This window comes from Streptosporangium oxazolinicum, assembly GCF_039537505.1.
GTDB lineage: Bacteria > Actinomycetota > Actinomycetes > Streptosporangiales > Streptosporangiaceae > Streptosporangium > Streptosporangium oxazolinicum.
Genome location: NZ_BAABAQ010000011.1, coordinates 200,289 through 224,138, shown reverse-complemented (window position 1 = coordinate 224,138; position 23,850 = coordinate 200,289). Strand labels below are relative to the sequence as shown.

At 70.9% G+C, this 23,850-nt stretch carries 22 protein-coding genes and 1 riboswitch; of the genes, 4 read left to right on the top strand and 18 right to left on the bottom strand.

The window, feature by feature from the left end:
* Nucleotides 1–5: 5 nt before the first annotated feature.
* The 8 genes from ABD817_RS27270 to ABD817_RS27235 all read right to left on the bottom strand — a co-directional run bounded on the left by ABD817_RS27270 (nucleotide 6) and on the right by ABD817_RS27235 (nucleotide 7,685).
* Nucleotides 6–482, bottom strand: coding sequence for a DUF3291 domain-containing protein (locus ABD817_RS27270; protein ID WP_344921182.1), 477 nt, complete (start codon nucleotides 480–482; stop codon nucleotides 6–8).
* Between the two features lie 32 nt (nucleotides 483–514).
* Nucleotides 515–1,156 carry a helix-turn-helix transcriptional regulator gene (locus tag ABD817_RS27265; RefSeq protein WP_344921015.1) on the bottom strand — a complete coding sequence of 214 codons (642 nt, stop codon included), beginning with the start codon at nucleotides 1,154–1,156 and terminating at the stop codon, nucleotides 515–517.
* A 375-nt stretch (nucleotides 1,157–1,531) separates the two neighbouring features.
* Complete coding sequence (locus tag ABD817_RS27260; protein WP_344921014.1) at nucleotides 1,532–2,449, bottom strand: FKBP-type peptidyl-prolyl cis-trans isomerase; 918 nt, start codon at nucleotides 2,447–2,449, stop codon at nucleotides 1,532–1,534.
* Between the two features lie 137 nt (nucleotides 2,450–2,586).
* On the bottom strand, nucleotides 2,587–3,945 hold the full coding sequence (gene pafA, locus ABD817_RS27255) for a Pup--protein ligase (protein WP_030904553.1): 1,359 nt from the start codon (nucleotides 3,943–3,945) through the stop codon (nucleotides 2,587–2,589).
* 161 nt (nucleotides 3,946–4,106) lie between these two features.
* Nucleotides 4,107–4,751 (bottom strand): hypothetical protein, encoded by a 645-nt coding sequence (locus ABD817_RS27250; protein WP_344921013.1) that lies wholly within the window; start codon nucleotides 4,749–4,751, stop codon nucleotides 4,107–4,109.
* A gap of 311 nt (nucleotides 4,752–5,062) precedes the next feature.
* A complete protein-coding gene (gene prcA, locus ABD817_RS27245; protein WP_344921011.1) occupies nucleotides 5,063–5,866 on the bottom strand; it encodes a proteasome subunit alpha in 804 nt (267 codons plus the stop codon).
* Between the two features lie 25 nt (nucleotides 5,867–5,891).
* Nucleotides 5,892–6,710 carry a proteasome subunit beta gene (prcB, locus tag ABD817_RS27240; protein WP_344921010.1) on the bottom strand — a complete coding sequence of 273 codons (819 nt, stop codon included), beginning with the start codon at nucleotides 6,708–6,710 and terminating at the stop codon, nucleotides 5,892–5,894.
* 765 nt (nucleotides 6,711–7,475) lie between these two features.
* Nucleotides 7,476–7,685 (bottom strand): ubiquitin-like protein Pup, encoded by a 210-nt coding sequence (locus tag ABD817_RS27235; RefSeq protein WP_329079325.1) that lies wholly within the window; start codon nucleotides 7,683–7,685, stop codon nucleotides 7,476–7,478.
* Nucleotides 7,686–7,932: 247 nt separating this feature from the next.
* On the opposite strand from ABD817_RS27235, the gene ABD817_RS27230 reads away from it, so the two are divergent.
* From ABD817_RS27230 to ABD817_RS27220, 3 genes are all read left to right on the top strand, one after another.
* Nucleotides 7,933–8,337: a hypothetical protein gene (locus ABD817_RS27230; RefSeq protein WP_344921009.1), complete on the top strand. Its 405-nt coding sequence runs from the start codon at nucleotides 7,933–7,935 to the stop codon at nucleotides 8,335–8,337.
* A gap of 199 nt (nucleotides 8,338–8,536) precedes the next feature.
* A complete protein-coding gene (locus ABD817_RS27225) occupies nucleotides 8,537–9,331 on the top strand; it encodes a serine/threonine-protein kinase (RefSeq protein ID WP_329079321.1) in 795 nt (264 codons plus the stop codon).
* Between the two features lie 263 nt (nucleotides 9,332–9,594).
* On the top strand, nucleotides 9,595–10,443 hold the full coding sequence (locus tag ABD817_RS27220) for a serine/threonine-protein kinase (protein ID WP_344921008.1): 849 nt from the start codon (nucleotides 9,595–9,597) through the stop codon (nucleotides 10,441–10,443).
* Nucleotides 10,444–10,676: 233 nt separating this feature from the next.
* Here the strand turns inward: ABD817_RS27220 and ABD817_RS27215 are convergent, their stop codons facing one another.
* From ABD817_RS27215 to ABD817_RS27170, 10 genes are all read right to left on the bottom strand, one after another.
* Nucleotides 10,677–11,999, bottom strand: a complete 1,323-nt coding sequence (locus ABD817_RS27215; protein WP_344921006.1) for a cobyrinic acid a,c-diamide synthase CobB — start codon at nucleotides 11,997–11,999, stop codon at nucleotides 10,677–10,679.
* Entirely contained in the window at nucleotides 11,993–12,595 is a 603-nt protein-coding gene (gene cobO, locus ABD817_RS27210; RefSeq protein WP_344921005.1) for a cob(I)yrinic acid a,c-diamide adenosyltransferase, read from the bottom strand. Before cobO ends, ABD817_RS27215 begins: the two co-directional genes overlap by 7 nt.
* A 78-nt stretch (nucleotides 12,596–12,673) precedes the next feature.
* The gene (locus ABD817_RS27205; RefSeq protein ID WP_344921004.1) at nucleotides 12,674–14,884 is read right to left on the bottom strand and encodes a magnesium chelatase subunit D family protein; all 2,211 of its coding nucleotides are present in this window, start codon (nucleotides 14,882–14,884) and stop codon (nucleotides 12,674–12,676) included.
* A 50-nt stretch (nucleotides 14,885–14,934) separates the two neighbouring features.
* Nucleotides 14,935–15,498, bottom strand: coding sequence for a histidine phosphatase family protein (locus tag ABD817_RS27200; protein WP_344921003.1), 564 nt, complete (start codon nucleotides 15,496–15,498; stop codon nucleotides 14,935–14,937).
* Nucleotides 15,495–16,235 carry a CbtA family protein gene (locus tag ABD817_RS27195; RefSeq protein WP_344921002.1) on the bottom strand — a complete coding sequence of 247 codons (741 nt, stop codon included), beginning with the start codon at nucleotides 16,233–16,235 and terminating at the stop codon, nucleotides 15,495–15,497. Before ABD817_RS27195 ends, ABD817_RS27200 begins: the two co-directional genes overlap by 4 nt.
* 7 nt (nucleotides 16,236–16,242) lie before the next feature.
* Nucleotides 16,243–16,437 (bottom strand): CbtB domain-containing protein, encoded by a 195-nt coding sequence (locus ABD817_RS27190; protein ID WP_329079308.1) that lies wholly within the window; start codon nucleotides 16,435–16,437, stop codon nucleotides 16,243–16,245.
* Nucleotides 16,438–16,454: 17 nt separating this feature from the next.
* Nucleotides 16,455–16,588: riboswitch (adenosylcobalamin (AdoCbl) riboswitch) on the bottom strand.
* Nucleotides 16,589–16,706: 118 nt separating this feature from the next.
* Nucleotides 16,707–18,224 (bottom strand): depupylase/deamidase Dop, encoded by a 1,518-nt coding sequence (dop, locus tag ABD817_RS27185; protein WP_344921001.1) that lies wholly within the window; start codon nucleotides 18,222–18,224, stop codon nucleotides 16,707–16,709.
* An 87-nt stretch (nucleotides 18,225–18,311) separates the two neighbouring features.
* Nucleotides 18,312–19,469, bottom strand: coding sequence for an acyltransferase family protein (locus tag ABD817_RS27180; protein WP_344921000.1), 1,158 nt, complete (start codon nucleotides 19,467–19,469; stop codon nucleotides 18,312–18,314).
* A 259-nt stretch (nucleotides 19,470–19,728) separates the two neighbouring features.
* Nucleotides 19,729–21,492, bottom strand: a complete 1,764-nt coding sequence (gene arc, locus ABD817_RS27175) for a proteasome ATPase (RefSeq protein WP_344920999.1) — start codon at nucleotides 21,490–21,492, stop codon at nucleotides 19,729–19,731.
* A gap of 205 nt (nucleotides 21,493–21,697) precedes the next feature.
* Entirely contained in the window at nucleotides 21,698–22,576 is an 879-nt protein-coding gene (locus ABD817_RS27170) for a tRNA (adenine-N1)-methyltransferase (protein WP_344920998.1), read from the bottom strand.
* Between the two features lie 159 nt (nucleotides 22,577–22,735).
* On the opposite strand from ABD817_RS27170, the gene ABD817_RS27165 reads away from it, so the two are divergent.
* Nucleotides 22,736–23,827 (top strand): GNAT family N-acetyltransferase, encoded by a 1,092-nt coding sequence (locus tag ABD817_RS27165; RefSeq protein ID WP_344920997.1) that lies wholly within the window; start codon nucleotides 22,736–22,738, stop codon nucleotides 23,825–23,827.
* Nucleotides 23,828–23,850: the final 23 nt, after the last annotated feature.

Genomic DNA, 23,850 nt, shown 5'->3' with positions numbered 1-23,850 from the left:
CCGGCCTACTTCCCGGCCTCGGCCGCCGCCGGGGACCACGCCGCCTCGCCGCTGTCGTAGAAGTTCTTGAAGGTGAAGGCCCCCGGCGTGGGGCCTTCGGCCTTCAGCCGCTCCAGGCGTTCCATCCCCTCGGCCAGCGTCGGCTCGTGCCCCTCGGGGATCCACCACATCACCGAGTACGGCTCCGCGACGCGCAGGAACCACTCCCGGCGCCGCTGCAGGAACGCCAGGTGGCCGCTGCGGTAGACGTAGTCCCACAGCGCGTCGCGCGACCTCCACACGGAGAAGTTGATCAGCAGGTGGTCTCCGTACTCGTGCTCGACCGTGTCGTCGGGGCCGTCACCCCCTTTGAGCCGCCACACGAAGCCGGGGTCGGCCTCGGCCAGCCGGTTGAGGGGGTCGAGGCCCGCCATGAAGGAGGCCAGTTCCGGGGAGTCCTTGGGCGCGCGCATGTGGGCGATGTTCAGCTGGGCCAGGTGCATGGACACAGCAGACCATCTCCGATCCTTCTATGTCAATCTTCATTATTTTTAGAAAAGGCGACGCAGCACTCCCCGGGGCGCGGGTCCAGGACGGCCGCCGAGGCGTCCTGCCCGAGCCCGTCGAGCAGCCCTCGGCACAACTCCAGGTTCACCGAGCAGACCAGCAGCGGGTGCTCCTCGGCCGGCACGTGGAACGGGCAGTTGCGCAGCCGCACCCGGCCGTCCTCCTCGTACGGCTCGTATCCGCGCCGCCGCAGCACCCCGGCGAGATCCTCGCCCTCCCCCGCGAACCGGGCTCCCGCGCGCCGGGCGGCCTGCTCGGCCCGCTCGTCCCCGCCGAGCAGCTCGACGGTCTCGGCCAGCACCAGGGCGAGGGTGCGGTAGTCCCTGGCGGGCACATTGACCTGCCACTCCCCCGGCGCCCTGCGGTAGACCTTCGCCGGCCTGCCGCTGCCGGGCCCCGTCCGCTCCGTCAGCCGCCGGAACCCCGCCTCCAGCAGGCCGGCCTCGACGAGCCTGTCGAGGTGGAAGGCGGCCAGGGTCCGCTGCACCCCCACCGCCTCGGCCGCCTCGTTACGCCCCACGTCGTGGCGCTGGGAGGCCACGTAGTCGTAGACGGCCCGGCGCACCGGGTCGTGGAGTACCGCCACCGTGTCGAGATCGTCGCCGCTCACAGCCCGGATTGTAGGCCGAGTGCCCGGAGGCCACGCCCCCCGCCCGCGAGCGTTCCGGATGGGCCGAGCCCCGGCGGACGAGGCGGCCGGGCGCCGCGGACGGCACGAGGGCCCGGCGGGGGTACTGGCGGGCGGCCCGGACGGTACGAGATCCAGCAGGCGTTCCGGACAGCACGAAACCCGGCGGGCGAGACGGGCGAAGCGGCCCGGTGGCGGCGCGATGACGGACCGGGCCCCGGGCCGGGAAAGCGCGGAGCCCGGCCGTGCGCGCACGGCCGGGCTCCGGATGGGGCGGTTCGCCCCGGCGACGGCCCGGTGGACCTCGCCGGAGCCTCGCCGAAGATGGGACAACGTCGGGTCGGCGACCCGGCGGGCTCAGTAGGCGGCCAGCACGTCGACCAGGAAGACGAGGGTGTCGGTGCCCTTGATCTTGTCGCCGGAGCCCGCCTTGCCGTAACCGAGGTCCGGCGGGATGCTCAGCAGCACCCGGCTGCCGGCCGGGACGCCGACCAGACCCTGGTCCCAGCCCTTGATGACCTTGCCGGCGCCGATCTGGAACATGATCGGCTGCGCGCCCCGGGACCAGCTGCTGTCGAACTCGAGGTCCGAGCCCCAGATCTTCCCGGCGTACTGGACCAGGATCGACTGGCCGCTCTTGACCTCGGGACCGGTGCCCTTGATCACGGTCTTGGCGACGAGCTCCTTGGGAGCCTTCTCCTTGGTCTTGGTGGTGAGCTTCGGCGCGGCGTCGCCGGCCGGGTTCTCCACCTTGACACCCTTGAGGCCGGGGTCGACCGCGGTGCCCTTGGCGGCCTTCTCCTGGGGGACGCCCACGACGTCGACCACGAAGACCTGCGACTGACCCGGAGGGGCCTGCGCCTGCTGCTCGGCGGGCAGCGCGTCCTTGGCGACGACCGACATGAACCTGCCGCCGCCCTTGGTCTCGGCGAAGCCCTTGCGGAGGATCTCCGGGACCTGCTCGTTGAGCGTGATGACCTGCGGCCCGCCCTCGTCGTAGGTCGAACCGGCGAGCTTGTTCTCCTTGCCGTCCCAGGTGAAGACGGTGAAGTTGGCGACGACGTTGGTGCCGGCCTTGGCCGCCTCGCCGGTGGTGCCGGGGGTGAGCACCTTGAAGGAGGAGGTCTCGACGACCTTCGACGGGAAGGCGACGGTCGGCTTGGCTCCGGCCTGCCCGGTCACCTGGAGCTCGGTGACCCCACTACTACTGCTGCTGGCGGGACTGGAGGCGCCGGTGGCCACGCCCCCTCCGGAGCCGCATGCTGCGGCGAACATCAGAGGCACTGCGGCCAGTACGGCCATGCTGCGGCGGCGCATAGGTATCCCTCAAGCAGACGTCAGGTTCGCGCCACATTACCCGTCCCGGCGTACGGAGGAGGTAAGGCCGGGACGAGCTTGCCGAAGTATGACCGTCACATTCCGGCGATGAGCTTGTCCACCCGCTCGTCGACGCTGCGGAAGGGGTCCTTGCACAGCACGGTGCGCTGCGCCTGGTCGTTGAGCTTCAGGTGCACCCAGTCGACGGTGAAGTCACGGCGCTTCTCCTGCGCCTTGCGGATGAACTCACCGCGCAGCCGGGCCCGGGTGGTCTGCGGCGGCACCGACTTGGCCTCGAAGATCTTCAGATCGGAGGCCACCCGCTCCACCGCGCCGCGCTTCTGCAGCAGGTAGAACAGGCCTCGGCGGCGGTGCACGTCGTGGTAGGCGAGGTCGAGCTGGGCGACCCTGGGGCTCGACAGCGGCAGGTCGTACTTCTTGCGGTAGCGCTCGATCAGCTGGTATTTGGTCACCCAGTCGATCTCGCGGGCGACCTTGTCGAGGTTGCCGGTCTCGACCGCGTTGAGCGTGCGCTCCCACAGCTCCAGCACCCGGTGGCTGATCTCGTCGCCGCCACGGCGGTCGACGAAGTCGCGGGCCTTGGAGAGGTATTCCTCCTGGATCTCCAGCGAGGACGCCTCCCGGCCGTTGGCGAGCCGCACCCGCCGCCGCCCGGTCATGTCGTGGGAGACCTCCCTGATGGCCCGGATCGGGTTCTCCAGGGACAGGTCGCGCATCACGGTGCCCGCCTCGATCATGCGGAGCACCAGGTCGGTCGCGCCGACCTTGAGCAGCATGGTCGTCTCGCTCATGTTGGAGTCGCCGACGATGACGTGCAGGCGGCGGAACCGCTCGGCGTCGGCGTGCGGCTCGTCCCGGGTGTTGATGATCGGGCGCGACCGGGTGGTGGCGCTGGAGACGCCCTCCCAGATGTGCTCGGCCCGCTGGGAGACGCAGTAGACCGCCCCACGCGGGGTCTGCAGCACCTTGCCCGCCCCGCAGATGATCTGCCGGGTGACCAGGAACGGGATCAGCACGTCGGCCAGGCGGCCGAACTCGCCGTGCCGGCCGACCAGGTAGTTCTCGTGACAGCCGTAGGAGTTGCCCGCGGAGTCGGTGTTGTTCTTGAACAGGTAGATGTCCCCGGCGATGCCCTCCTCGCGGAGGCGTTTCTCGGCGTCGACGAGGAGGCCCTCCAGGATGCGCTCTCCCGCCTTGTCGTGGGTGACGAGCTCCACGACGTTGTCACACTCGGGGGTGGCGTACTCGGGGTGGCTTCCCACGTCGAGATACAGGCGCGCCCCGTTGCGGAGGAAGACGTTGCTCGATCGGCCCCAGGAGACGACACGGCGGAATAGATAACGCGCTACCTCGTCGGGTGACAGCCGCCGCTGCCCCCTGAACGTGCAGGTGACGCCGTACTCGTTCTCAAGCCCGAAGATGCGACGATCCATTGCCTCACACTATTCGCCGAACCCCTCTCGCGGGAGGGATCATGGGGTTTTCGGTCGTACGGCTTATGCCCCAGGCCGCGAGCGGCTAAGCGCGAGCGCGGCCCGCGCCCGGCTCCCACCGGGCGCGAGCGGTGCGAAGTCGCCGGGATCGGCGGTCCCGGTCAGCCTCCGCCCTGCCAGAAGATCTCGACAACCTTGGTAATCCGGCCGTTCTCTGTGGTGATCAGGGCCGGCCGGTAGAGGCCCTCCACCCCGGTCAGGGAGGCCGCCTCCCTGACGTTGGCGATCAGCGTCTCGCGGGTGCAGCTCTCGGTGCCGAGGTTGGTGGCCTTGTCGTAGGTCTGCGTCGAGCCGTCGCAGCCGCTGTCGGCGAGGAACCGCACGTCCTCGGCGATGGGCGCCATGTAGCGGACCACGTCGCCCTCCTCGGGGCCGTCGAAGTGGCCGTCCTCGCCGTCGCGCTGGACGAAGCGGATCGGCCGGTACTCGGCCACCCCGTTGTCGTCCACGTCGGTGAGCCAGCCCCGCAGGACGCCCTCGAAGGGCGGCGGTCGCCCCTTGCTCCAGTCGTGCTCGGGAGCGGCCTGGAACTCGGTGCCGAAGAGCTCGGGGGTGGCCGCGGGCCTGGAGGCCGGGGTGGGGTCCGGCGCGCCCGTCGAGGGGGCGGGCGTGGAGGAGACGGGCGTGGAGGCGGCTGCCGGGGAGGGGGCCGGGGTGGTCTCCGCGGCGCAGCCGGACGCCAGTGCCACGGCCGCGAGCAGGGCGAGCGCCACGCCGGGCCGTCGCGGAGCCGCGGGGGCGGTCATATGGAGAGCGAACCCGGTCCGGGTCCGGCGGATGGTGTTGTTCACACGGACTGTGACCGCCGCGGGACGGGATCGGTTGCCCGGAGGGGGTGTGATCCAGGACACATCCAAACGCCGCCCCCGGGCGGAGGCGGCGCCGTGTGGTCGCCGGTCGGCCGTCCGGCGCGAGGGTGCCGTCCCCGGGTGGGCGGGGTGGCGCTCCACCGCCACTCTCCGGCGGTCCGGCGCGGGAGTGCCGTCCCCGGGTGGGGGCACTCCCGCGCCGTGCGGTCAGCCGTCCTGTGCGGCCCCGGCGTCGCCGGTGGACGCGGTCAGCCGCTGGATCCGGTGTCGATGTCGCCGTCGGGCGCGGTCGGCGGGGCGCCGGGCGTCTCGGGCGCGGTGAGGGGGCTCTCGTTCTTGGTCGCCGTCGTGGCAGGCCCGGCCGCGGGTGCCCCGTCGGCCAGCAGCCGCTCCAGCCTGGGGCCGTTGAGCCGCAGGAACTTGCGGTGCGGGCGGTTGCGGTCGAGCACCGCCACCTCCAGCTGGTTCGCGGGGAAGCGCTCGCCTCCGGGCTCGGTCAGCGCGAACAGCGCCGCCTCCAGCGCCTCGCCCAGCGGCAGGCCGTCGCGGTAGCGCTCCTTGAGACGGCCCGCCACCGCCTCGGCCTGACCGCCCATGGCCACCAGGCCCGCCTCGTCGAAGACCGAGCCGTCGAAGGTCAGCCGGTAGATGTGGTCCTCGTCGGAGGAGTCGCCGACCTCGGCGACCACGATCTCCACCTCGAACGGCTTCAGCGACTCGGTGAAGATCTGGCCGAGGTTCTGCGCGTAGAGGTTGGCCAGGCCACGGGCGGTGACGTCGTCGCGGGCGTAGGTGTAACCGTTGATGTCGGCGTACCGGATGCCGCCGAGGCGCAGCGCCTCGAACTCGTTGTAGCGGCCGACCGCGGCGAACCCGATCTTGTCGTAGATCTCGCTGATCTTGTGCAGGGCGCGGGACGGGTTGGGCGCGACGAACAGGATGCCGTCCTCGTACTGCAGGACGACGACGCTACGGCCCCGCGCGATCCCCTTGCGCGCGTAGTCCGCCTTGTCCCGCATCTGCTGCTCGGGCGAGACATATCCAAAAGGCATGGACACCTGGGGTGATCCTCTCGTGTTAGCGCAGCGGGGCGGTGGGGCCGTCGGGGTGGTCCGCCCGGGATTCGATCACGACCCGGACGATCTCTCCGACCTCCTCGTCGGGAAGCCGGCGATATCCGTCGGCGGTGATCACCGCGACGACGGGCCAGATCTTGCGGATCGCGTCGGGACCGCCGGTCGCCGAGTCGTCGTCGGCCGCGTCGTAGAGGGCCTGGATCAGCGTCAGCACGGTGTCCTCGGGTGAGGCTCCCTCGCGGTAGAGCTTCTTCAGAGCGCCCCGCGCGAAGATCGAACCGGACCCGATCGAGTGATACTGGCTCTGCTCGTAGGGACCGCCGCCCACGTCGTAGCTGAAGATGCGTCCGCCGTCGACATCGGGGTCGTAGGCGGCGAAGAGCGGGACGACCACGAGCCCCTGCATCGCCATCCCCAGGTTGCCACGGATCATCGTGGCGAGCCGGTTGGCCTTGCCCACCACCGAGAGCGTGCGGCCCTCGCGCTTCTCGTAGTGTTCGAGCTCCACCCGGTAGAGGCGGGCCATCTCGATGCCGGTGCTCGCCGCCCCGGCGATGCCCATGCCCGAGTAGTCGTCGGTGCGGAACACCTTCTCCATGTCACGCTGGGAGATGATGTTGCCGGAGGTCGCCCGGCGGTCTCCCGCGATCACCACGCCACCGGCGCACATCGCCGCGACGATCGTGGTGGCGTGCGGGATCTGATCGCCCACCGGGGTCGCCAAAGCCTCGTTACGGCCAGGCAGCAAGTCCGGCGAATGGGACCTGACGAACTCGGTGAACGAGGAGCTCCCGGTGTCGGTAAAGATATGATTCACCATGCCGGCGGGCAGGTCCCTGTGAGATCCCACGCGACTCCCTCCAAAGGTGCGGTCCTTTAAGGCCCGACCTTACTCATCTTGCCGTGCTGCTTGCACTTCCCTGGATCAGCTCAGCGCGAACCACCTCCGCCGGGCTTTTGAATCTTTACGGGTGATCGGCCCCGGCCGCCGGATCCCTCTCGGATCCCCCCGAGACGGCGATCACGACGGAGGCGGCGAAGAGGGCGACGGCCCGCCCGGACCGCGCGGGAGACGGGACCGCGCCCGCGAAGAACGCGGGACGGCGCCCGCGAAGGGCGTACTCACGGACGGGGGCGGCACTTACGGACGGAGCTCATAGACAGGGCTCACTTGCGGCGCTCATGGCCGGTGCTCACGGAAGGACGTCGTGAGGGGCCGACGCTCGCGGTTCTCCCACCGCTTCGGCCCTCGTCCACGGAGGTGGCGGGGCCGGCGGGAACGGCCGGCCCGCCGGGCCGGGAACGGTCGCGGCCGGATCGGCCCGCGCCTTCCCGCTTCGTACTCCGGACGGTTCTCGTTCCCTCCTGGAACCGTTCCCGGAGGGGTCTCCCCTGATCGACTCAGTGTGTTCGCGGCGGTCGGAGGCGGAGCCTCCGGAAGGGCGCTCGCGGCCGGGGACGGCCGCACGTCACCCGCCCGCCAGGCCCGGCGGGAGCCGAGCCGGGCCCGTAGGCGTCAGGACGGGCCTTCCGGCTCCTCACCGGATCCGCTTCCGCCCCTGACCGTGAATCCCAGCGGGCGAACCTACTGTCCGCCCTTCTGTACGTAACTCCTCACGAACTCCTCGGCGTTCTCCTCCAGGACCTCGTCGATCTCGTCGAGGATGGCGTCGACGTCGTCGGAGAGCTTCTCGTGACGTTCCTGGACGTCGGAGGTTTCCGCCGGGGCGGTCTCCTCGACTTCCTTGTCGGTCCGGCCGGTCTGCTTCTGGCCGCCGGTGTCCTTGCTTGCCATGTGTGGCACCTCCACCTGGGGGACGGATCTGATTCATATCTTCCCCGAACCGGGCGACATTGCGCGCGGATCATCCCGCGATCTTTACGGGAGCCCGCACCGGCCGTGCCGAGGTCCTGTCCGTCAGGGAACCTCTCCCCTGGCCCCCAAGGCAAATCGGGGCGCCGAGGCCGATCCGGCGCACTTGACTAGATAGCGTCTCTATCCAATAATTGGCTAGCTTCACTATCCAATGAGAGGGCCTCCCATGTCACCGTCGTCACTGAGCACAGCCGGAATACTCCTCATCACCGTGCCCGCCGTGGCCTTCGGCGGGGTCTCCCTGCTCGCGCACATCATGCGCGGCATTCCCGGATACGCGGACAACCCGGTGCGGCGTGGCCTGTGGCGGGCCGGGCACGCGCACGCGGGCGTCCTGGTGCTCTTCGCGCTCGTCGCGCTGCTCTACATCGACCAGGCGGACCTGTCCGGCGGCCTGAAGGATCTGACCCGGATCCTGATCGTGGCGGCGCCGATCCTGATGCCGCTGGGCTTCTTCCTGTCCGTGGTGCGCCCCTCCGACACGAAGCCGAACCGGCTGATCTGGCTCGTCCCGGCGGGCGGGGTGTCGCTGGGCGTCGGCACGCTACTGCTCGGCGTCGGCCTCGTCTGACTCCCACGGCCCCGCCCCATGGCCCCATGGCCCCATGGCCCCCACAACCCCGCACGAGCCGCGCGTGAGCCCCCGATGGACCCCCTCGCGCCTCGTGTGAGCACCGTCACCCACCGAATCCACCCCAATTCACCGCCTCAGGGGAGATAGGGAACGTTCCAGGTAGGCCTTCGGGGTGGAAAACTGCGATCATTGGGAGGTGAGCACCATCATCGCGCGCAGGTACAAGCTCGTCTCACGCGTCGGCCAAGGGGCGACCGGCGTCGTCTGGCGCGCATACGACCTGCTGCTGGAGCGAGAGGTGGCCCTCAAGGAGATACTCCTGCCACCCGGGGCCGCCGCGGCCGAGCAGCGGCGGCGGGTGGTCAGGGAGGCTCGCATGGCGGCGCGGTTGAGCCACCGGGGCATCGTGACGGTGCACAACCTCACCGAGGAGTCCGAGCGCCTCTGGATCGTCATGGAGTTCCTGGAAGCGCTGACGCTGCACGACACGCTCGTGCAGGCGGGCCCGCTCCCGGTGGACCTGGTGGCGGCGATGGGGTGCCGCCTGCTGGAGGCGTTGCGGCACGCGCACGACGGCGGGGTGATCCACCGTGACATCAAGCCCGCCAACATCATGCTCACCGGCGACCGGGTGGTGCTGGCCGACTTCGGCTTCGCCGCGCCGGAGGGCGCGGCGACGACCTCGACGCGGGGCACCCCGGCGTTCATCGCGCCGGAGGCACTGCAGGGCAGGGGCGGCACCCGCGAGGCGGACATGTGGTCGTTCGGCGCGACGCTGTACATGGCGGTGGAGGGCAGGACCCCGTTCCGTACGGTGAACTCGATGGCGGCGCTGGTGGCGGCGCTGCGCGAACCCCCGCGCGCGCCGAAGCGGGCGGGCGCCCTGGAGCCGGTGCTGCGGGGACTGCTGCGCAAGGACCCTCGGGCGCGGCTGAGTGCCGAGCGGACCTCCAAGATGCTGGAGGACGTGCGCTGCTTCAGCGCGGCCTGAAGCCGTTCACAGGCGCATTCCCGAGGTGTGACAGCCGCTCCCGGGCGGCTTTCCTGATTCCGTAATCAGGCTTTACGGACACGGAATAAAATTCCGGCGTGCTCGTGCGTCTGAATCGTTACAGAGAATCACCATGGGTAATCACATAGTGCACTGTTCCGGGTGGAAATATGAATCAGCTGAGAGGCCCGGCTTCTATGTGCAGCAGGTGATTCATGGGAACAGATGCGGGAAAGGCACGCTTACTAGGTGATCGCTATCACTTGACCTCGCGGATCGGGCGAGACGGCGTGGGCACGATGTGGCGGGCCCACGACTCCCTGCTCAGGCGGAATGTGGCGATCAAGGAGATCCAGCCCCGGTTCGACGAGGACGGGGCGGACATGCACGACGCGCGGCGGCGTGCCCTGCGCGAGGCGCGCTCGGCCGGGAGGCTGAACCACCCGGCGGTGATCTCCGTGCACGACCTGCTCGAGGAGGACGGGCGGCTCTGGATCGTGATGGAGCTGCTGGAGGCCCTCACGCTCAAGGAGACCGTGCGGCACCTGGGTCACCTGCCGATCCACTGGGCGGCGTGGATCGGCTTCCAGCTGCTGAGCGGGCTGCGCCACGCGCACGGGGCGGGAGTCCTGCACCGGGACATCAACCCGCGCAACATCCTGCTGACCGGCGACCGGGTGGTGCTGGCCGACTTCGGCATCGCGGCGTTGCACGGCGATCCCGGCGATCCCGGCGACTCCACGACCGTGCCGCTCGCCCACGTTCCCGCCTTCGTCGCGCCGGAGCGGCTGCGGGGCGGGCCGCCGACCCCGGCGGGCGACCTGTGGTCGTTCGGGGCGAGCCTGTACTTCGCGGTGGAGGGCCGCCCCCCGCGCCCCACCTCCCGTACGCCGGCGCCGCGCGAGCCCTCGGGCGGCGGGCAGGGAGGCCCGGCGACGCTGGCGGGAGTGCTGTGGCCCGTCCTGGAGGGGCTGCTCCAGCGCGATCCGGCGGCCCGCATCAGCATGGGGCAGGCCGGCCGCATGCTGTCGGCGATCCTCCACACCGAGGGGGTGGCCCTGGCACCGCCTCGGCTGCCCGCGGCCCGGCTGCCGCCGGACGCCTTCGCCTAGCGGACCTCCGGGGGGCTCGCGCGGCCTTTCACCGGACATTCAGGACGGGAGAAAAGCGCTTTTCGTCCCTTCTCTCGCCGCGCGGGAGCGGGCCGTTCCGTGAGGGTCAGGCGGGGCGCCCTTCTCTAAGGCATCAAATAAATGGACAAACAGTCAGAATTAGACTTAATGGAAAGTTACCCTAGAACCGCCTTGAACAGGGTCAGACCGCCCAGCCTCGAACCGTGAGGACGTCAGACGGCCGGGACGCGACGGCAGGCCTCGACGAACCTGGAGGCCAGCCGGGGACTACCGGCCCAGTGCAGGTGCAGGTAGGAGGCGGTGACCCGGCCGTCGGCGAACCCGTCGGCGCCGCCACGCCAGCGGAACAGCGGCCGGTCGGGGACGGGCTCGACCGCGGTGCGGTGGAACTCGTGGCCCCGGTAGCGCTCTCCGTCCCTGGTGAGCGGCGAGTCGCGGACGGCCACCGCGTCCCGGTAGCCGAGCGTGAGGGTTCCGGTCATCCTGGCCTCGATGTCGAGGACCCCGCACATCGGCCTGCCGTCCAGCCTCCTGGCCAGGTACAGCAGGCCCGCGCACTCGGCCGAGATCGGCCCGTCGAACGCGGCCACCTGATCGCGCAGCGGCTCGTTCGCCGACAACTCGGCCGCGTAGACCTCGGGGAAGCCGCCCCCGATGACGATCCCGCGAACTCCCTCGGGGAGGGTCTCGTCCACGAGCGGGTCGAAGGGGACGACCTCGGCCCCCGCCGCCGCCAGCAGTTCGGCCTGCTCGGTGTAGCCGAAGGTGAAGGCCTGCCCCCCGGCGACCGCGATCCTCGTGACGGGGGCGGCGGGCGGCCCGGGGGTCCACGGGACGGCGGGCAGCGGCGGCGCGGTACGGGCGAGGCGCAGGAGTTCCTCCAGGTCGCAGGAGGCGGCGACCAGATCCGCGACGGCGTCCATGGCCCTGACGGCCTGGGTGCGGCGCTCGGCGGCGGGGACCAGGCCCAGGTGCCTGGAGGGGGTGGCGACGGCGTCGCTGCGGCGGATCGCGCCGAGTACGGGGACACCGCTCTCGGCGAGCGCCTCGCGGCAGATGGCCTCGTGCCGCTCGGAGCCGATCCGGTTGAGGATCACCCCGCCGAGCCTGATCCGGGTGTCGTAGGAGGCGAACCCGTGCACCAGCGCCGCCACGGAGCGGCTCTGCTTGGCGGCGTCCACGACCAGGACCACCGGGGCGCCGAGCAGCCTGGCGACGTGCGCGGTGGAGGCGAACTCGGTGGAGCCCGCGCCGTCGTACAGGCCCATCACGCCCTCCACGACCGCGATGTCCGCCCCGGCGGCGCCGTGCAGGAACAGCGGGGCGACGAGCTCCTCCCCCACCAGCCAGGGGTCGAGGTTGCGTCCGGGGCGGCCGGTGGCCATGGCGTGATAGCTGGGGTCGATGTAGTCGGGCCCCACCTTGTGCGGGGAGACCGCCATGCCCCGGCGGGCGAGGGCGGCCATCAGGCCGGTCGCCACGGTCGTCTTGCCCGCTCCGGAGGCGGGGGCCGCGATGACCAGCCGGGCTACCATTCGATGCCCTTCTGACCCTTCTGCCCGGCGTCCATGGGGTGCTTGATCTTGCCCATCTCGGTGACGAGGTCGGCGGCGTCGAGCAGCCGGGGGTCGGCGTCGCGGCCGGTGACGACGACGTGCTGGCCGCCGGGGCGCCCGCGCAGGGTCTCGACCACCTCGTCGACGTCGATCCAGCCCCACTTCATCGGGTACGTGAACTCGTCGAGCACGTACAGGCGGAACGTCTCGGCGGCGAGGTCGCGCTTGATCTGCTCCCAGCCCTCGCGGGCGTCGGCGGCGTGGTCCTCCTCGCTGCCGGGCCGCTGGATCCAGGACCAGCCCTCGCCCATCTTGTGCCAGGCGACCGGCCCGCCCTCACCGGAGTCGCCGAGCACCCGCAGCGCCCGCTCCTCGCCGATGCGCCACTTGGCGGACTTGACGAACTGGAAGACCCCGATCGGCCAGCCCTGGTTCCAGGCGCGCAGGGCCAGGCCGAAGGCGGCCGTGGACTTGCCCTTGCCCGGCCCGGTGTGGACGATCAGCAGCGGCCGGGTGCGGCGCTGCCTGGTGGTCAGGCCGTCCTCGGGCACGCTGACGGGTTTGCCCTGCGGCATCGTCGCCCTCCCTTCGCTGTCATGTGACTCGCTGTCATCTGGCTCGCTGTCCTCGCTGTCGTGGCCGGCTCTTCGCGGTCACGCGGCGCCGCGCCGTTCACGGACCACCCCGGCCAGGTCGGTGAGGTCGTCGAGGCGTACGGTCTCCGCGCCCATCCGCGCCGCCAGGGAGGCCGCGAGGCCGAGGCGTACGTGACCGCCCTCGCAGTCGACCACCACGCCCGCCACCCCGGCCAGCAGTCCCGCCGCGCGGTGGGACTCCTCGACGGTTCCCGAGGTGGCCCGCCCGTCGGTGACCAGGACCACCAGCGGGCGCCTGGACGGGTCGCGCAGGCGCTCGACCCGCAGCACCTCGGCGGCCCGCAGCAGTCCGGCGGCCAGCGGGGTCCGGCCTCCGGTGGGGAGCTCGCGCAGCCGGGCCGCCCCGGTCTCGACGGAGGAGGTGGGCGGCAGGACCAGGTCGGCGCGGGCGCCGCGGAAGGTGACGAGCCCGACCTTGTCGCGGCGCTGGTAGGCGTCGAGGAGCAGGCCCAGCACCGCTGTCTTGACCGCGCGCATGCGCTGCCTGGCGGCCATGGAACCGCTCGCGTCCACGACGAACAGCACCAGGTTGCCCTCGCGGCCCTCGCGGACCGCCTCCCTGAGGTCGCCGCGCCGCAGCAGCAGTCCGGGCCCGCTCCTGCCCCGCGCGACCTGGTACGGGGCGGCGGCGCCGATGGTGGCCCGCAGGTGGAGGGAGCCGGGGTGGCCCTCGGGGACCCTGGCCCCCGTGGTACGGCCCAGGGGCGTCCTGGCGCGCGACCGGCGCCCCGGGGCTCCGGCGCCGATGCCGGGGACGGTGAAAAGCCTGGTCCTGCCCCCGGGGTCGGCGTCGAAGGTCTGCTCGCGGGCCGGTACTCCCCCGGTCGTCTCCGGCGACTCCCGGGGATCCTCGGCGGAGGCCGGGACCTCCTTCGCCTCGGGGTCGGAGGCGCCCCGGACGTCCGGATCCGCGGGCCGGGGGGTGTCCCGGCCGTCGTGACCTTCGGAACCGTCCGGGCCGGGGTCGTCCGAGGTGGCGTCCCCGGACTCGGGGCCGCCGTCGGGCGCGGGTCCGTCCGGGCCCGCGTCGGGATCGATGCCCCCGGGGCCCCCGGAGTCGTCCGGGTCGTCCGGCCCCTCGGGGTCGTCGGGGATCTGGTCCAGGAGATCCTGGAGCCTGGACTCGTCCAGGCCGGGCGCGTCGAAGGGGTCGCGGCGACGGCGGTGCGGGAGCGCGAGCCTGGCCGCCTCCCGTACGTCGTCGGCGGTGACGGAGGTGCGGCCCTGCCAGGCGGCGTGCGCGATCGCCGCGCCGGCGGTGACCAGGTCGGCCCGGAGCCCGTCCACCTCGAACCCCGCGCAGACGGTGGCGATCCTGAGCAGCGCCGCGTCCGGCAGGACGACCTGGGCGACCCTGGTACGAGCCTCGGCGATGCGCGTGGCCAGCGCCCGCTCCTCCTCCGACCAGGCGGCGGCGAAGGCGTCGGGGTCGGCCTCGAAGGCCAGGCGGCGCCGGACCACGTCCACCCGCTGGGACGGTTCCCGCGAGGCCCGGACCTCCACGGTCAGCCCGAAGCGGTCGAGCAGCTGCGGGCGCAGTTCCCCCTCCTCGGGGTTCATCGTCCCGACCAGCAGGAACCGGGCGGCGTGCCGGACCGACACCCCCTCGCGCTCGACGTAGCAGGTGCCGAGGGCGGCGGCGTCGAGCAGCAGGTCCACCAGGTGATCGTGGAGAAGGTTGACCTCGTCGACGTACAGGACGCCCCGGTGGGCACCCGCCAGGAGGCCGGGTTCGAAGGATTTCACGCCCTCGGTGAGGGCTCGCTCGATGTCGAGGGAGCCGACGAGGCGGTCCTCGGAGGCGCCGACGGGCAACTCGACCAGTCGCGCGGGCCGCACCGCGCCGCCCCGGTCACCACCGGGCGGAGCCACGGCAGCCTGAGCCACGGCAGCCTGAGCCGCGTCAGCCTGGACCGCACCGGAGCGAGCCTCCCCGGGCCGAGCCGGGGGTTCCGTACGGGCCTCGTGCGGCCCGTCGGGGCAGCCGGGGTCGGGGGCGGCGGGGTCGCAGGAGAAGCGGCAGCCGGTCACCACCTCGACGGGCGGCAGGAGCGCGGCCAGCGCCCGGACGACCGTGGACTTGGCGGTGCCCTTCTCCCCCCTGACCAGCACTCCCCCGACCCGGGGGGAGACCGCGTTGAGGATCAGCGCGAGTTTCAGGTCCTCCAGCCCCACGATCGCGGTGAAGGGATAGCGGGAGTCACGCACCTTCGGGATCTCCTTCGTCAAGTCGTCGGGCCGTCACGTCGGTGGAGCCGTCAGGGGGAGTAGCTGAGCCGCCAGCGCCCGCCGCGCCCGGTGAGCCTCACCTGGGCCAGTGGCGCGACGTCGACGCGCCAGAACGCCTGGGCGGGGGCGCCGAGGGCGTGGACGACCGCGGCGCGGATGATCGCCGGGTGGGTGACCGCGACGGCCCTGCCGGGGGCGCGGGCGGCGAGCCAGCCGGACACCCTGGCGAGGAGCGCGGTGACCGGTTCCCCGCCGTGGGGCGCCGCGCCGGGGTCGCCGAGCCAGGACGCGAGCGCCTCGGGTTCGGCGGCCTCGACCTCGCCGAGCGTCATGCCGCTCCAGCGGCCGTAGTCGCAGTCGGCCAGCAGCGGGTCGTGCTCGGCCCGCAGGCCGAGTGCCGCCGCCGTCTGGACGCAGCGCAACTCGGCCGGGCAGGCCGCGGGACCCGGGGCGAGGTCCCGCGCCATCCCCTCGGCCCGGCGCAGGCCGCGTTCGTCGAGCGGTTCGTCGCCCGGGAACGCGGCCCGCGCCGTCGCCGAGGTGGAGGCGTGGCAGACCAGGAGCAGGCGGGTGACCCCCGAGGGGGTCGTCACACCGGGCCGCGCCTGCGGGCGGCGAAGGCGAACAGCGCGCCGACACCGGCCCAGAAGACCACCTGGGTCCCTATGGAGGCGACCCTGAAGTCCCACAGGAGGTCGGCGGGGAAGCCCTGGGGCACCTCCGAGATCTCCGGCAGGAGGATCCAGGCCGCGACGACGGGGATCAGCACGGCGGCGCCCGCCGACAGCCAGCGCACCCACGGTTCGCTCCGCGAGGCGTAGCGGTGGGCGGCGACCCCGGCGGCGACGGCGAGGATCCCGATGACCACGGCGACCAGGTAGAGCACGGTGCGCTGGTTGATGGTCTCCGGATCACCGACAGCCGGTGGGTTGGCGGGATATTTCACGAAAGGGATGAGGACGACGGCGGTGAACGCGGCGGCGGCGAGGGTGACCGCGAGCACCGGTTCCGAGCGGGGTCCCGCCCGCCCGCGTACGGCCGCGTAGACGAGGGAGAACAGGCCCCCGACCGCCAGGCCGTACAGGCCGAGGGCGAGGAAGAGCCCGAAGCGCTGCCCGTCCCTGCTGACCAGGGCCTCCTCCTCGTCGTGGGAGTGGGCCGCGGTGCCGGTGTCGTCGTGCGTCTCGGCCGGGGCGGCGGCCGCGGCCGCCTCCTCCAGCGCGATGGCCTGGTCGATGCGCGGTTCGCCGACGGTGTAGGCGAAGACGGCCGCGAGCAGCCCTGCGAGCAGTCCGACGACGAGGCCCCGGACGATGAGTTTGGTGATCACCTGTGGCTCAGTGACACGGCACGCCGAGCAGGTGACGCCCGTCGTGCATGAGTTCGTGCAGGTAGTTTCCCGCCTGGGAGATCGCTCCCTGGTCGAAGGTGACCAGGTAGGCGAGGAGCAGCAGCACCGGTACGGCGAGCAGCCAGCGGGTGAGCGAGGGCCATGGGATGGGCTGGGCGTGCGGTGCCGAGATCTGGCTCACGGCCACCTCCTCCGGGATTGACGCGTCCCTTTTCGTAGGTCGGTGGCGGTCGAGTGTGACCTGGCTCCCGGCCCTCGCGGGCCGGTTACAGTGGCGCGACCGCACCGGAATCTCACCGGATTTCCCTCGCACCGCCACAAAACATCCGGAACGTACCCCGGTTCTCCGTCCCCCGTCAATCCGGCTGTCCGGTTCGCGGGGATCCGGCGAGCCCGGGTACGCCGAGGGGGGAGGCTGCCCGGCCGGGCCGCCTCCCCCCTCTCAGGCGGTCACTGCTCGCCGGTCAGCGCCGTCACCAGCTCCGCGGCGGTACGGCAGCGGTCGAACAGCTCGCCCACGTGGGCCTTGGTGCCGCGCAGCGGCTCAAGGGTGGGGACGCGCTGCAGCGACTCGCGGCCGGGGATGTCGAAGATGACCGAGTCCCAGGAGGCCGCGGCCACCGACTCGCTGTACTGGCTCAGGCAACGGCCGCGGAAGTAGGCACGGGTGTCGCTGGGCGGCACCTCGATGGCCCGCTGGACCTCTTCCTCGGTGACCAGGCGCTGCATGCGGCCCCGGGCCACCAGCCGGTTGTAGAGCCCCCGCTCGGGACGGATGTCGGAGTACTGGAGATCGACGAGTTGCAGGCGCGGGTGCGACCAGGGAAGGCCGTCACGGGTGCGGTAACCCTCCAGGAGCTCCAGCTTGGCCACCCAGTCGAGCTCCCCGGACAGCTGCATCGGGTCTTCCGCCAGGCGGGTGAGGACCGACTCCCAGCGCTCCAGGATGTCCTTGGTGGGCTCGTCCAGGCCGTTGGCGCTGCGCTCCTCGGCGTACTTGCGCGCGAGCTCCAGGTATTCCATTTGGAGCTGCACGGCCGTCAGCCTGCGGCCGTCGCGCATGGCGATCTCGTACTTGAGCGTGGGGTCGTGCGAGACCGCGCGCAGGGCCTGGACGGGGTTGTCCACCGCGAGGTCGCGGGTGAAGTAACCGTCCTCGATCATGGCCAGGACGAGCGCGGTGGATCCCAGCTTCAGGTAGGTCGAGATCTCCGACATGTTGGCGTCGCCGATGATGACGTGCAGGCGGCGGTATTTCTCCGGGTCGGCGTGCGGCTCGTCCCGGGTGTTGATGATCGGCCGCTTGAGCGTCGTCTCCAGGCCCACCTCGACCTCGAAGAAGTCGGCCCGCTGGCTGATCTGGAAGCCCTCGCCCCGGGAGTCCTGGCCGATGCCGACCTTGCCCGCGCCGGTGACGACCTGCCGGGAGACGAAGAACGGCGTCAGGTGCCTGACGATGTCGGCGAACGAGGTGGCCCGGCGCATCAGGTAGTTCTCGTGGCAGCCGTAGGAGGCGCCCTTGTTGTCGGTGTTGTTCTTGTAGAGCTGGATCGGGGCGTTGGCCGGCATCGCCGAGGCGCGGACCGCCGCGTCGTGCATCACCCGCTCGCCCGCCTTGTCCCAGATCACCGCCGCCCGAGGATTGGTGCACTCGGGCGTGGAGTATTCGGGATGGGCGTGGTCCACGTACAGCCGGGCCCCGTTGGTGAGGATCACGTTCGCCAGGCCGAGGTCCTCGTCGGTCAGCTGGCTCTGGTCGGCCACCTCCCGCGCGAGGTCGAACCCCCGTGCGTCCCGCAGCGGGTTCTCCTCCTCGAAGTCCCATCGCGCGCGCCGTACCCTGGCGGCCGAGGCCGCCAGGTAGGCGTTCACGACCTGAGAGGAGGTCACCATCGCGTTGGCCCCCGGCTGTCCGGGCACGGAGATGCCGTATTCGGTCTCGATGCCCATCACCCGCCGTACCGTCATGCGCACCCTCTGTTCGTCAGGGACTGTTTCTCTCCGTGGTATCTATTCCCGACCCTAGACCCTTCACTATGCCCGGTGGTCGGACAGTTATGGCACCGAAGCCTTTTCGCCCGTTGCGAGGGGAAACGGGGAGAGCGCGGGGAGCTGTGACGGAGACGGGGATTCGGCCCTTCCACGCCTCCTGGATTTGACGAACTCCTGAAGCGGGCGCTCGGCCACCCGGTACACCAGGTAGGAGAACGCCATCGCGGCCAGCAGGGTGACCAGGGCGGTCAGCGGGGGCGGCAGCGTGTCCCGCAGGGCGGGGACGATCAGGACCGCGGCCGGGGTGTGGAACAGGTAGAGCGGGTAGGTGAGCGCCCCCAGGACGACCAGGCCGCGCCAGCGCAGCCACCCCAGCCAGCCCAGCGCCACCATCGCCATGAGCGCGTAGAAACCGATCACCGTGGCGACCACGGCCCACTCGGGCACCGGCATCGCGGCGTAGCCGACGTTCTCGACGCGCCCGGCCACCCGGTCGATCGCCGCGCTGACGGCCAGGCCGCCGCTGATCCCGGCCAGGCACCACAGGACGAGCCTGGGGCCGAATCTCGTCATCAGGAAGAACGCCATGCCGCCGACGAAGTACGCCGCGTACTTGGGCATGACCACGAGATCGACCCACGCCTCGTCGCTCCCGGCGAAGAACCCGGCCGCCAGCAGCCAGAGCCCCATGAAGACCAGGCAGCGGGTGAGCGTCACCCCGATGATCACCAGGATCGAGATCAGCACGTAGAAGCGGAGCTCCACCCAGAGCGACCAGTAGACGCCGTTGGCGTCATAGACCCCGAGGGCTCGCTGGAGCATCGTGAGGTTGATCCCGTACTCGCCGAGGCTGAGCTTGGGGTCCAGGGCCGTGGCGGCGGTCAGCCCGTAGACCGCGGCGGTGACGGCCACGCTGACCCAGTAGGCGGGATAGAGCCGCACCAGCCGGGAGAGGGCGAACGCCCCCAGGCCCCGCCCCCAGATGCTCATCAGGATCACGAAGCCGCTGATCATGAAGAACAGCTCGACGCCGAGGATGCCGAGCCCGGAGAGGGTGGAGATCGCCGGGAACAGCTCGGCCGGGCGGTCGCCCCACACCGAGGCGAAGGCGATGAAGTAGTGGAAGGCGAGCACCGCCATGGCGGCGAAGAAGCGCAGGAGGTCGAGTTCGGCGAGGCGGCCACTTCCCCGAAGCGCCTCGCGAGACCCCGTGCCGTTCACCGGGCGGCCGGGCCGGAATGTTCACGCACGCCACTTGGACGGCGTCTCGATCATTCGGGTTCCCCGTGACGGCTGTCTATTTCCGTTCACTTCCGGGACGGGTGTGAAAGGAGGTACGGATCCGAAATGACAAAAAGGATAAAGAGCGACAAGGTTAACCGACCATCGAATACGCGTGCGAAATCGACGAGGGTTGGGAACGCCGACGGCGCGGCCCCCTCGGTGGGAGCCGCGCCGCCGGTGACGCGTGGTTACGTGGTTACAGGTACTGACCGGTGTTGGCCACCGTGTCGATGGAGCGCCCGGCCTCGGTGCCCTGCTTGCCCGTCACGAGGGTACGGATGTAGACGATCCGCTCGCCCTTCTTGCCGGAGATGCGGGCCCAGTCGTCGGGGTTGGTGGTGTTGGGCAGGTCCTCGTTCTCGGAGAACTCGTCCACGCAGGCCGCCAGCAGGTGCTGGATCCTCAGGCCCTTCTGACCGGTCTCCAGGAACTGCTTGATCGCCATCTTCTTGCCGCGGTCGACGATGTTCTGGATCATCGCGCCGGAGTTGAAGTCCTTGAAGTACAGGACCTCCTTGTCGCCGTTGGCGTAGGTCACCTCGAGGAAGCGGTTCTCCTCGCTCTCGGTGTACATCCGCTCGACGACCCGCTGGATCATGCCGGAGATGGTCTCCTGGCGGTTGGAGCCGTGCTCGGAGAGGTCCTCGCTGTGGAGCGGGAGCTCCGGGATGAGGTACTTGGAGAAGATGTCCTTGGCCGCCTCGGCGTCCGGCCGCTCGATCTTGATCTTGACGTCCAGGCGGCCGGGCCGCAGGATCGCCGGGTCGATCATGTCCTCGCGGTTGGAGGCGCCGATCACGATGACGTTCTCCAGGCCCTCGACGCCGTCGATCTCCGACAGGAGCTGGGGGACGATGGTGTTCTCGACGTCGGAGGAGACGCCCGAGCCTCGGGTCCGGAAGATCGAGTCCATCTCGTCGAAGAACACGATCACCGGGGTGCCCTCGGAGGCCTTCTCGCGAGCCCGCTGGAAGACGAGGCGGATGTGCCGCTCGGTCTCGCCGACGTACTTGTTGAGAAGCTCGGGGCCCTTGATGTTGAGGAAGAAGCTCTTGCCGGACTGGCCGGTCTTCTCCGCGACCTGCTTCGCCAGGGAGTTGGCGACGGCCTTGGCGATGAGCGTCTTGCCGCAGCCGGGCGGCCCGTAGAGCAGGACGCCCTTGGGCGGGCGGAGCTTGTGCTCGCGGAAGAGGTCGGCGTGCAGGTACGGGAGCTCGATGGCGTCCCGGATCTGCTCGATCTGCCGCATGAGCCCGCCGATCTCCTCGTAGGAGATGTCGGGCACCTCCTCCAGGACGAGCTCCTCGACCTCGGACTTGGGGATGCGCTCGTAGACGTAGCCCGAGCGCGGTTCGAGCAGCAGGGAGTCGCCCGCCCGGATCGGCTGGTCCATCAGCGACTCGGCGAGCTTCACCACCCGCTCCTCGTCGGCGTGCGAGATCACCAGCGCGCGCTGGCCGTCCTCGAGGAGCTCCTTGAGCATCACGATCTCGCCGAGGTCCTCGAAGCCGAGGGCCTCGACCACGTTGAGCGCCTCGTTGAGCATGACCTCCTGGCCACGCTTCAGCGACTCGACGTCCACCGCGGGGCTCACGTTCACCCGGAGTTTGCGGCCGCCGGTGAAGACCTCCACCGTGCCGTCTTCTCTGGTTTCGAGGAAGACGCCGAACCCGGATGGCGGTTGCGCCAGCCGGTCAACCTCCTCCTTCAGGGCGACGATCTGGTCTCTGGCCTCCTTGAGGGTGGCCACCAGACGCTCGTTCTGGCCGGTTACGGCCGCGAGGTTCGCCTGCACGTCATGGAGACGCTCTTCGAGAATCCTGGCCTGCCGGGGAGACTCCGTCAGCTTCCGACGCAACGCGCTGATCTCCTCCTGCAGGAAGGAGACCTGTGTTGTGAGGTCGGCGACCTCCCGTTCGCGCTGCGCGGCACGAGCCTCAGCGTCGTCGCGAGCTGCCACGGCGTCACCTCCTTCCCAGTCGAGACCGACTACTCAAAACCCTACCCATCTGGGGGCTGTCCCTTACCTGGCTGAGCGGTGTTCATATGACTACATTAAGTGCGCGATGATTAATCCCTTTTGGTGCATTTGGCACTAGAAGCATAAGAACACGAAGGTCCGCTCCCGTGTCACTCTCTCGCGGGCCGTCGTGGCCGAATCGTCATCATGTGGCGGAAGACGTGGAAGTCGTGGACTCCTCGCCATGTGCCCCCTTCGCCGGACGTCTACGTCGAGGTGGTGGCGTCACCCCGTCGGCCATGCGACGGGCCGTGACCAGGAACCCGGTGTGGCCGACCATCCTGTGGTCGGGCCGCACGGCCAGTCCCTCGACATGCCAGTCACGAACCAGGGTCTCCCACGCATGGGGCTCGGTGAAACTCCCGTGCTCCCGGAGAGTTTCGACCGTACGCGAGAGCTGGGTTGTGGTCGCGACATAACAGCAGATCACGCCGCCGGGGGTGAGGGCCCGCGCCGCGGCGTCCACACATTCCCACGGGGCGAGCATGTCCAGGATGATCCGGTCGACGTCGTTCTCGTCGAGATCCTCGGCGAAGTCGCCGACCACCAGACGCCACTGCTTCATCGGGCCGCCGTAGAACTTCTCCACGTTCTTGGTGGCGATCTCGGCGAAGTCCGGGCGCCGCTCGTACGAGGTGAGGGTGCCCTCGGAGCCGATGGCGCGCAGCAGGAAGCAGGTGAGCGCGCCGGAGCCGACGCCCGCCTCCACCACCCGGGCGCCGGGGAAGATGTCGGCCATGGCCACGATCTGGGCCGAGTCCTTGGGATAGATCACCGCCGCGCCGCGTGGCATGGACAGCGTGTAGTCCTGGAGGAGGTGCCTGAACGCCAGATACTGGGTGCCGCCGGACGAACGCACCACCGAGCCCTCGGGCCGGCCGATCAGCTCACTGTGCGGGATCCCGCCCTTGTGCGTGTGGAACACGCCGTCTTCCTTCAGCGTCACCGTGTGACGCTTGTTCTTGGGGTCGGTGAGCTGAACCTGATCCCCGGCCTGAAACGGCCCATGCCTGCGAAAACCCATGACCGCAAGGTTATCGGCGCGCGACGGTGTCCTCGGACCGCCGGGGACGCGACCACGCGAGGGGGACGGAGGCCGGGGCGGACGGGGGAGGGTGATCCGCGAAACGATTCGCCGCTTGAAGCAGCACCTGGTAGCTGTTGTGGTGTGTTCTCCCATGATGTGATTCCGGCCGGCCCCGTCGTCCTGAGGCCGCTGGCCCTGACCGACGCCGAGGCGATCGTCCGCGCCTGCTCCGACCCGGAGATCGTCCGCTTCCTCCCCCTCGTCCCCGTGCCGTACACCCGGGACGACGCGCTCGAGTACATGGAGCGGTGCCGGGAGGAGTGGCGGACGGGAGGGGCCCCGTTCGCGATCGCGGACGCGGTGACGGACGAGTGGCTGGGCAACATCGGCCTCATGGCCCGTCCCCGCGGGGGCATCGAGATCGGCTACCTGGTCGCGCCGTGGGCACGGGGCCGCGGGGTGGCCACGGCCGCCACCGCCGCGCTGACCGCGTGGGGGTTCGGCCACGGGGTCGCGCGCGTCGAGCTGCTCGCCAACGTGGAGAACCTGGCCAGCCAGCGGGTCGCCCTGGCCGCGGGCTTCCGGCACGAGGGCATCCGGCGCGGGGCCGAGGAGCAGCGCGACGGCACCCGGCAGGACCTGGTGGGCTTCGCGCGCCTGCGCGGCGACTCCGGCGAGCGCGTGACGCCCCTGCTGCCGGAGTTCCCCGGTGGATCGCTGACCGACGGGGTCGTGCGGCTCAGGCCGCTCACCGCCGCCGACACCGCCGACTACCTGGCGCTGCGGAACCTGCCCGACGTCATGCGGTACAGCGTCCCCTCCGAGCCCTCCACCTTCGAGAAGGTCGAGGAGCGGTGCCGCAACACGGGCGCGAACTGGCTGGCGGGCAAGGGGGCCGAGGTCGCGATCCTGGACGCCGCGACGGGCGCGTTCGCCGGGGACATCCAGCTCAGCGGGGTGATCCCCCCGCTGGGGCAGGCGATGACGGGCTACAGCGTGCGGCCGGAGTTCCGCGGCAGGGGCTTCGCCGCCAGGGCGGTGGATCTGCTGGTCGGCTGGGCCTTCGAGCACACCTCCCTGGCCCGGATCATCGCGGGCACCTCCCCCGGCAACGTCGCCTCGCAGCGGGTGCTGGAGCGCGCGGGCTTCACCCGCGAGGCCCTGCTGCGCGGGATGCTGCCCGGCCCCGGCGGCACGCGCCTGGACGACCTGCAGTGGTCTCGCCTGCGGGACGACGCCCGGCGCTAGCCGTACGCCGTCCGTCCGTCACC